Here is a 7,283-nt window from a genome sequence, read left to right as displayed (position 1 = left end):
CCGAACTCAGAAGTGAAACGCCGTAGCGCCGATGGTAGTGTGGGGTCTCCCCATGCGAGAGTAGGGAACTGCCAGGCATCAAATTTAGCAGAAGGCCCGCTCGGAAGACTGGGCCTTTTTGCGTTGGTGAAAAAAATGCCGGGTGCGACGCTGGCGCGTCTTCTCCAGCCTGGGCAGGCACGGCAGGGGCGGCTTATTCCCCCACATACGCCAGATTCAGCAACGGATACGGTTTCCCCAAATCGTCCACCTCAGAGCGTCCCGTAACCTTAAAACCCACCTTCTTATAGAACCCAACCGCCTGCTCATTTTGCTCATTAACGTTGGTTGTCAGTTCCGGTGCCATCGAGAGCGCATGCTCCACCAGCATCCGACCCACGCCGCAGCCGCACACATCAGGATCGATAAACAGCGCATCCATATGCTGCCCACTTAACAACATAAACCCAACCGGCTGATCCCGTTCATTAACCGCGACCCACAACGGCGCTTCCGGCAGGAAGGAACGAACTAGCTAGCACCTCCAGCTCGGCCCGATACTCTGCTGATAAAAAATCGTGTGTGGCATCGACAGATCGACACCAAATCGCAACGAGTTCCTCCCCTTCCTCATGCCGTGAGCGGCGAATACTAATAACCATTTTCTCTCCTTTTAGTCATTCTTATATTCTAACGTAGTCTTTTCCTTGAAACTTTCTCACCTTCAACATGCAGGCTCGACATTGGCAAATTTTCTGGTTATCTTCAGCTATCTGGATGTCTAAACGTATAAGTGTATGTAGTGAGGTAATCAGGTTATGCCGATTCGTGTGCCGGACGAGCTACCCGCCGTCAATTTCTTGCGTGAAGAAAACGTCTTTGTGATGACAACTTCTCGTGCGTCTGGTCAGGAAATTCGTCCACTTAAGGTTCTGATCCTTAACCTGATGCCGAAGAAGATTGAAACTGAAAATCAGTTTCTGCGCCTGCTTTCAAACTCACCTTTGCAGGTCGATATTCAGCTGTTGCGCATCGATTCCCGTGAATCGCGCAACACGCCCGCAGAGCATCTGAACAACTTCTACTGTAACTTTGAAGATATTCAGGAACAGAACTTTGACGGTCTGATTGTAACCGGTGCGCCGCTGGGCCTGGTGGAGTTTAATGATGTCGCTTACTGGCCGCAGATCAAACAGGTGCTGGAGTGGTCGAAAGATCACGTCACCTCGACGCTGTTTGTCTGCTGGGCGGTACAGGCCGCGCTCAATATCCTCTACGGCATTCCTAAGCAAACTCGCACCGACAAACTCTCTGGCGTTTACGAGCATCATATTCTCCATCCTCATGCGCTTCTGACGCGTGGCTTTGATGATTCATTCCTGGCACCACATTCGCGCTATGCTGACTTTCCGGCAGCGTTGATTCGTGATTACACCGATCTGGAAATTCTGGCAGAGACGGAAGAAGGGGATGCATATCTGTTTGCCAGCAAAGATAAGCGCATTGCCTTTGTGACGGGCCATCCCGAATATGATGCGCAAACGCTGGCGCAGGAATATTTCCGCGATGTGGAAGCCGGACTAGACCCGGAAGTACCGTATAACTATTTCCCGCACAATGATCCGCAAAATACACCGCGAGCGAGCTGGCGTAGTCACGGTAATTTGCTGTTTACCAACTGGCTCAACTATTACGTCTATCAGATCACGCCATACGATCTACGGCACATGAATCCAACGCTGGATTAATCTTCTGTGATAGTCGAGCGTTAAGCGATTCAGCACCTTACCTCAGGCACCTTCGGGTGCCTTTTTTATTTCCGAAACGCACCTCAGGAGGTGAATAAATTTTATTCACATTGTTATCAATAAGTTATCAAATATTTTTAATTAAAATGGAAATTGTTTTTGATTTTGCATTTTAAATGAGTGGTCTTAGTTGTGCTGAACGAAAAGCGCACAACGATCCTTCGTTCACAGTGGGGAAGTTTTCGGATCCATGACGAGGAGCTGCACGATGACTGAACAGGCAACAACAACCGATGAACTGGCTTTCACAAGGCCGTATGGCGAGCAGGAGAAGCAAATTCTTACTGCCGAAGCGGTAGAATTTCTGACTGAGCTGGTGACGCATTTTACGCCACAACGAAATAAACTTCTGGCAGCGCGCATTCAGCAGCAGCAAGATATTGATAACGGAACGTTGCCTGATTTTATTTCGGAAACAGCTTCCATTTGCGATGCTGATTGGAAAATTCGCGGGATTCCTGCGGACTTAGAAGACCGCCGCGTAGAGATAACTGGCCCGGTAGAGCGCAAGATGGTGATCAACGCGCTCAACGCCAATGTGAAAGTCTTTATGGCCGATTTCGAAGATTCACTGGCCCCGGACTGGAACAAAGTGATCGACGGGCAAATTAACCTGCGTGATGCAGTTAACGGTACCATCAGCTATACCAATGAAGCAGGCAAAATTTACCAGCTCAAGCCCAATCCAGCGGTTTTGATTTGTCGGGTACGCGGTCTGCACTTGCCGGAAAAACATGTCACCTGGCGTGGTGAGGCAATCCCCGGCAGCCTGTTTGATTTTGCGCTCTATTTCTTCCACAACTATCAGGCTCTGTTGGCAAAGGGCAGTGGTCCCTATTTCTATCTGCCGAAAACCCAGTCCTGGCAGGAAGCGGCCTGGTGGAGCGAAGTCTTCAGCTATGCAGAAGATCGCTTTAATCTGCCGCGCGGCACCATCAAGGCGACGTTGCTGATTGAAACGCTGCCCGCCGTGTTCCAGATGGATGAAATCCTTCACGCGCTGCGTGACCATATTGTTGGTCTGAACTGCGGTCGTTGGGATTACATCTTCAGCTATATCAAAACGTTGAAAAACTATCCCGATCGCGTCCTGCCAGACAGACAGGCAGTGACGATGGATAAACCATTCCTGAATGCTTACTCACGCCTGTTGATTAAAACCTGCCATAAACGCGGTGCTTTTGCGATGGGCGGCATGGCGGCGTTTATTCCGAGCAAAGATGAAGAGCACAATAACCAGGTGCTCAACAAAGTAAAAGCGGATAAATCGCTGGAAGCCAATAACGGTCACGATGGCACATGGATCGCTCACCCAGGCCTTGCGGATACGGCAATGGCGGTATTCAACGACATTCTCGGCTCCCGTAAAAATCAGCTTGAAGTGATGCGCGAACAAGACGCGCCGATTACTGCCGATCAGCTACTGGCACCTTGTGACGGTGAACGCACCGAAGAAGGTATGCGCGCAAATATTCGCGTAGCCGTGCAGTACATCGAAGCGTGGATCTCTGGCAACGGCTGTGTGCCGATTTATGGCCTGATGGAAGATGCGGCGACGGCTGAAATTTCCCGTACCTCAATCTGGCAGTGGATCCATCATCAAAAAATGTTGAGCAATGGCAAACCGGTAACTAAAGCCTTGTTCCGCCAGATGCTGGGCGAAGAGATGAAAGTCATTGCCAGCGAACTGGGCGAAGAACGTTTCTCCCAGGGGCGTTTTGACGATGCCGCACGCTTGATGGAACAGATCACCACTTCCGATGAGTTAATTGATTTCCTGACCCTGCCAGGCTACTGCCTGTTAGCGTAAACCACCACATAACTATGGAGCATCTGCACATGAAAACCCGTACACAACAAATTGAAGAATTACAGAAAGAGTGGACTCAACCGCGTTGGGAAGGCATTACTCGCCCATACAGCGCGGAAGATGTGGTGAAATTACGCGGTTCAGTCAATCCTGAATGCACCCTGGCGCAACTGGGCGCGGCGAGAATGTGGCGTCTGCTGCATGGCGAGTCGAAAAAAGGCTACATCAACAGCCTCGGTGCACTGACTGGCGGTCAGGCGCTGCAACAGGCGAAAGCGGGTATTGAAGCAGTCTATCTGTCGGGATGGCAGGTAGCGGCGGACGCTAACCTGGCGGCCAGCATGTATCCGGATCAGTCGCTCTATCCGGCAAACTCGGTGCCAGCTGTGGTGGAGCGGATCAACAATACTTTCCGCCGTGCGGATCAGATCCAATGGTCCGCGGGCATTGAGCCGGGCGATCCGCGCTATGTCGATTACTTCCTGCCGATCGTTGCCGATGCGGAAGCCGGTTTTGGCGGTGTCCTGAATGCCTTTGAACTGATGAAAGCGATGATTGAAGCCGGTGCAGCGGCAGTTCACTTCGAAGATCAGCTGGCGTCAGTGAAGAAATGCGGTCACATGGGCGGCAAAGTTTTGGTGCCAACTCAAGAAGCTATTCAGAAACTGGTCGCGGCGCGTCTGGCAGCTGACGTGACGGGCGTTCCAACCCTACTGGTTGCTCGTACCGATGCCGATGCAGCGGATCTGATCACCTCCGATTGCGACCCGTATGACAGCGAATTTATTACCGGCGAGCGTACCAGTGAAGGCTTCTTCCGTACTCATGCGGGCATTGAGCAAGCGATCAGCCGTGGCCTGGCGTATGCGCCATATGCTGACCTGGTCTGGTGTGAAACCTCCACGCCGGATCTGGAACTGGCGCGTCGCTTTGCACAAGCTATCCACGCGAAATATCCGGGCAAACTGCTGGCTTATAACTGCTCGCCGTCGTTCAACTGGCAGAAAAACCTCGACGACAAAACTATTGCCAGCTTCCAGCAGCAGCTGTCGGATATGGGCTACAAGTTCCAGTTCATCACCCTGGCAGGTATCCACAGCATGTGGTTCAACATGTTTGACCTGGCAAACGCCTATGCCCAGGGCGAGGGTATGAAGCACTACGTTGAGAAAGTGCAGCAGCCGGAATTTGCCGCCGCGAAAGATGGCTATACCTTCGTATCTCACCAGCAGGAAGTGGGTACAGGTTACTTCGATAAAGTGACGACTATTATTCAGGGCGGCACGTCTTCAGTCACCGCGCTGACCGGCTCCACTGAAGAATCGCAGTTCTAAGCAACAACAACCGTTGCTGACTGTAGGCCGGATAAGGCGTTCACGCCGCATCCGGCAATCGGTGCACGATGCCTGATGCGACGCTTGCGCGTCTTATCATGCCTACAGCCGTTGCCGAACGTAGGCCGGATAAGGCATTTACGCCGCATCCGGCAATTCTCTGCTCCTGATGAGGGCGCTAAATGCCGCGTGGCCTGGAATTACTGATTGCTCAAACCATTTTGCAAGGCTTCGACGCTCAGTATGGTCGATTCCTCGAAGTGACTTCCGGGGCGCAGCAGCGTTTCGAACAGGCCGACTGGCATGCTGTCCAGCTGGCGATGAAAAACCGTATCCATCTTTACGATCATCACGTTGGTCTGGTCGTGGAGCAACTGCGCTGCATTACTAACGGCCAAAGTACGGACGCGGCATTTTTACTGCGCGTTAAAGAGCATTACACGCGGCTGTTGCCGGATTACCCGCGCTTCGAGATTGCGGAGAGCTTTTTTAACTCCGTGTACTGTCGGTTATTTGACCACCGCTCGCTTACTCCCGAGCGGCTTTTTATCTTTAGCTCTCAGCCAGAGCGCAGCTTTCGTACCATTCCCCGCCCGCTGGCGAAAGACTTTCACCCCGATCACGGCTGGGAATCTCTACTGATGCGCGTTATCAGCGACCTGCCGCTGCGCCTGCGCTGGCAGAATAAAAGCCGTGACATTCATTACATCATTCGCCATCTGACGGAAACGCTGGGGACAGACAACCTCGCGGAAAGTCATTTACAGGTGGCGAACGAACTGTTTTACCGCAATAAAGCCGCCTGGCTGGTGGGCAAACTGATCACGCCTTCCGGCACGTTGCCCTTCTTACTGCCGATCCACCAGACGGACGACGGCGAGTTATTTATTGATACCTGCCTGACGACGACCGCCGAAGCGAGCATTGTTTTTGGCTTTGCGCGTTCTTATTTTATGGTTTATGCACCGCTGCCCGCAGCGCTGGTCGAGTGGCTACGGGAAATTCTGCCAGGTAAAACCACTGCTGAATTGTATATGGCTATCGGCTGCCAGAAGCACGCCAAAACCGAAAGCTACCGCGAATATCTCGTTTATCTACAGGGCTGTAATGAGCAGTTCATTGAAGCGCCGGGTATTCGTGGAATGGTGATGTTGGTGTTTACGCTGCCGGGCTTTGATCGGGTATTCAAAGTCATCAAAGACAAGTTCGCGCCGCAGAAAGAGATGTCTGCCGCTCACGTTCGTGCCTGCTATCAACTGGTGAAAGAGCACGACCGTGTGGGCCGAATGGCGGACACCCAGGAGTTTGAAAACTTTGTGCTGGAGAAGCGGCATATTTCCCCGGCATTAATGGAATTACTGCTCCAGGAAGCAGCGGAAAAAATCACCGATCTTGGTGAGCAGATTGTAATTCGCCATCTCTATATCGAGCGGCGGATGGTGCCGCTCAATATCTGGCTGGAACAAGTGGAAGGTCAGCAGTTGCGCGACGCCATTGAAGAATACGGTAACGCTATTCGCCAGCTTGCCGCTGCTAACATTTTTCCTGGCGACATGCTGTTTAAAAACTTCGGTGTCACCCGTCACGGGCGTGTGGTTTTTTATGATTACGATGAAATTTGCTACATGACGGAAGTGAATTTCCGCGACATCCCGCCGCCGCGCTATCCGGAAGACGAACTTGCCAGCGAACCGTGGTACAGCGTCTCGCCGGGCGATGTTTTCCCGGAAGAGTTTCGCCACTGGCTATGCGCCGACCCGCGTATTGGTCCGCTGTTTGAAGAGATGCACGCCGACCTGTTCCGCGCTGATTACTGGCGCGCACTACAAAACCGCATACGTGAAGGGCATGTGGAAGATGTTTATGCGTATCGGCGCAGGCAAAGATTTAGCGTACGGTATGGGGAGATGCTTTTTTGAGTAAAGCTTCCATATAATTTTTCTCCGCAATGTATCGAGGGTTATCCGTAAAGCCAAAGCTTTCAGCCATCTTATTTAATGTATTAAGGATTAATTCAGCAATAACCCGGTGACCAAATTCAAAAGCCAACTCAAAGGCAGAGTATTTTTGTGGCGCTTTGTGTTGCCAAAAATCCATAATATCTTCAGCGGTAAATCCAAACAGGCGTGCATGGTCAGGGTAATGCTGCCAACTTACTGATTTAGTGTATGATGGTGATTTTAAGGTGCTTGCGTGGCTTCCATTTCCATCAGATGTCCTTCCTGCTCCGCTACTGAAGGCGTGGTGCGTAACGGCAAAAGCACTGCCGGACATCAGCGCTATCTCTGCTCTCATTGCCGTAAAACATGGCAACTACAGTTCACTTACACCGCCTCTCAGCCCGGTACGCAC

5 protein-coding genes, 1 rRNA gene and 2 pseudogenes are annotated in these 7,283 nt (G+C 51.7%); 6 read left to right on the top strand and 2 right to left on the bottom strand.

Going from position 1 to position 7,283, the window contains the following annotated elements:
• Positions 1 to 77, top strand: a 5S ribosomal RNA gene (rrf, locus tag BFF42_RS28560); the annotation flags it as partial.
• A gap of 116 nt (positions 78 to 193) precedes the next feature.
• Here rrf and BFF42_RS08365 read toward each other — a convergent pair.
• A pseudogene (locus BFF42_RS08365) lies at positions 194 to 641 on the bottom strand (acetyltransferase).
• A gap of 156 nt (positions 642 to 797) precedes the next feature.
• Between BFF42_RS08365 and metA the strand changes: the two are divergent.
• The 4 genes from metA (at position 798) to aceK (ending at position 6,850) form a co-directional block, all read left to right on the top strand.
• A complete protein-coding gene (metA, locus tag BFF42_RS08360) occupies positions 798 to 1,727 on the top strand; it encodes a homoserine O-acetyltransferase MetA (RefSeq protein WP_001122787.1) in 930 nt (309 codons plus the stop codon).
• Positions 1,728 to 1,995: 268 nt separating this feature from the next.
• Positions 1,996 to 3,597, top strand: a complete 1,602-nt coding sequence (gene aceB / locus BFF42_RS08355; protein ID WP_000138893.1) for a malate synthase A — start codon at positions 1,996 to 1,998, stop codon at positions 3,595 to 3,597.
• 29 nt (positions 3,598 to 3,626) lie between these two features.
• Positions 3,627 to 4,931, top strand: coding sequence for an isocitrate lyase (gene aceA, locus BFF42_RS08350; RefSeq protein ID WP_012421424.1), 1,305 nt, complete (start codon positions 3,627 to 3,629; stop codon positions 4,929 to 4,931).
• A 182-nt stretch (positions 4,932 to 5,113) separates the two neighbouring features.
• Positions 5,114 to 6,850 carry a bifunctional isocitrate dehydrogenase kinase/phosphatase gene (gene aceK / locus BFF42_RS08345; protein ID WP_001137202.1) on the top strand — a complete coding sequence of 579 codons (1,737 nt, stop codon included), beginning with the start codon at positions 5,114 to 5,116 and terminating at the stop codon, positions 6,848 to 6,850.
• Here the strand turns inward: aceK and BFF42_RS08340 are convergent.
• Positions 6,819 to 7,067: pseudogene (locus BFF42_RS08340) on the bottom strand (hypothetical protein); the annotation flags it as partial. The gene aceK and the pseudogene BFF42_RS08340 overlap by 32 nt on opposite strands.
• Positions 7,068 to 7,124: 57 nt before the next feature.
• Here BFF42_RS08340 and BFF42_RS08335 point away from each other — a divergent pair.
• Positions 7,125 to 7,283, top strand: a 159-nt coding sequence (locus BFF42_RS08335) for an IS1 family transposase (protein ID WP_032277379.1), incomplete at its 3' end; no start/stop codon positions are given.

This window comes from Shigella sp. FC1661, from assembly GCF_001712525.1.
Taxonomy (GTDB): domain Bacteria; phylum Pseudomonadota; class Gammaproteobacteria; order Enterobacterales; family Enterobacteriaceae; genus Escherichia; species Escherichia coli.
The sequence above is the reverse complement of the archived record's forward strand: the minus strand, read 5'-3'. Positions and strand labels throughout refer to the sequence as shown.